General features: G+C 73.9%; 2 protein-coding genes. One reads left to right on the plus strand and one right to left on the minus strand.

Annotated features, from left to right (window positions below; genetic code table 11):
• Positions 1-472, minus strand: a 472-nt coding sequence (locus tag BIV24_RS30485; RefSeq protein WP_071369704.1) for a TetR/AcrR family transcriptional regulator, incomplete at its 3' end; no start/stop codon positions are given.
• Between the two features lie 103 nt (positions 473-575).
• Here BIV24_RS30485 and BIV24_RS30490 point away from each other — a divergent pair.
• The gene (locus tag BIV24_RS30490) at positions 576-1,760 is read left to right on the plus strand and encodes an FAD-dependent monooxygenase (RefSeq protein ID WP_071369705.1); all 1,185 of its coding nucleotides are present in this window, start codon (positions 576-578) and stop codon (positions 1,758-1,760) included.
• Positions 1,761-1,785 lie beyond the last annotated feature (25 nt).

A 1,785-nucleotide genomic window follows, 5' to 3' on the forward strand; every position in this document is an offset into this window, starting at 1 on the left:
CCACCAGCGACAGTGCGTGCCGGGCCGGGTCGGTCGAGCCCATGGCCGTCACCAGGGCGGTCAGCTGGTTCCGGAAGCGGGCGCCGGCCGCGTCGAAGTGCTGCCGCAACTCGGGCCGGCGCGTGGCCTCAAGGGCCAACTCGTAACGGGCGAGGGTAAGTTCGCGGTTGCGGGTCAGGGAGCGGTGGGTCGCCAGGGCCAGGCCGTCCACCAGTGCGCCGAGACCTTCCTCGGGGGTCGGCATCTCGTGCAGCGCGAGCACCCGCGCCTCGCGGTCGGCGAGGCGCCGCACCGCGAGCTCCAGGAGCGCAAGGCGGGTCCGCGCGAGATTCGAGGTCGAGCCCTGGGGTAGCCCGGCGGCCTCGTCCACCGCCCGGTGGGTGAGCCCGCGCATGCCGCGCTCGGCGAGCAGGGCGAGGGCGGTGTCGGCGATGAGTTCGGCGCGGGAGGCGCCCGTGGTGCGTACGGACATGGAGGTCAAGCTACCTCGCTCACTACATCCGTAGTACAGTCGGCGCATCGGTCAACTACATGTGTAGTGAGCCAAGTGGTCCCCGGCGTACCCAGGAGGAGCCATGGCACAGTCGTCGCACGCCGTCGTCATCGGCGGCGGCATCGGAGGCCTCACCGCCGCCGCAGCCCTGCATCTGCGCGGTCTGCGGGTCACCGTTCTGGAGCGGGCCCGCTCCCTGGAGCCGATCGGCGCGGCCATCTCGCTCGCTCCGAACGCCCTGCGCGCCCTGGACACCCTCGGCGTCGGCGGCGAGATCCGCGATCTCGCCGCCTGGCAAGGGGACGGCGGGCTGCGCACACCGCGCGGGCGCTGGCTCTCCCGTACCGACGCCGCGGCGGCGGCCGAGCGTTTCGGCGGTCCGCTGGTCATGCTGCACCGGGCCACACTCATCAGCAGCCTCGCCGCCCTGATTCCGCCGGACGCCATCCGTACGGCCGCTGCCGCGACCCTCGCCGACCCGGGCGACGCCGAGCGCCCGGCCCGTATCGCCACGCCGGACGGCGACCTGGAGGCCGACCTGGTGGTGGCCGCCGACGGCATCCACTCCGGCGTACGCAGGGCGCTGTTCCCGGACCACCCGGGGCCCGTCTACTCCGGTTTCAGTACTTGGCGCGTGGTGATTCCCGTGCCTGGTGCCACGTTCGCCTCACACGAGACCTGGGGCCGGGGCCGCATCTGGGGAACACACCCGCTCAAGGACGGCCGCGTCTACGCCTACGCCGCGGCCGTCACCCCCGCCGGGCAGCACGCCCCGGACGACGAGAGGGCCGAACTCCTCCGGCGCTTCGGCGACTGGCACGACCCGATCCCCGCCGTCCTCGCCGCTGCCCGCCCCGAGGACGTGCTGCGCCACGACGTCCACCACATCGCGGAGCCGCTGCCCGCCTTTCACCGCGGCCGGGTCGCCCTGCTCGGCGACGCCGCGCACGCCATGCCGCCGACACTCGGCCAGGGCGGCAACCAGGCCATCGAGGACGCGGTCGTGCTGGCCCACCACGGCGAAGATCTCGCCGCGTACTCGGCGGCCCGGCTGCCCCGTACGACTGCCATCGTCCGTCAGGCCGTGCGGACCGCCCGGCTCAACATGATGACGAGCCGCGCCGGGATCGCCGTACGCAACGCCTCCGTCGCCGCGCTCTCCAAGGCGGGACCCGCGCTGGTCCTGCGCGGCTTCGCGGGCATCGCGGACTGGCGGCCCCCGCACGGGCCGTATGCCTCCGACGAGGTACCCGTCGGCAACCGCTAGTGCCGCGGCAGGCAACGTTTGCCCG

Origin of the sequence: Streptomyces colonosanans (genome assembly GCF_001866645.1) — a bacterium.
GTDB classification, from domain to species: Bacteria; Actinomycetota; Actinomycetes; order Streptomycetales; family Streptomycetaceae; genus Streptomyces; species Streptomyces colonosanans.

What these genes read in the sequence shown, in the direction of transcription:
- BIV24_RS30490 (WP_071369705.1), top strand. Translation starts at nt 576, where the DNA reads ATGGCACAGTCGTCGCACGCCGTCGTCATCGGCGGCGGCATCGGAGGC.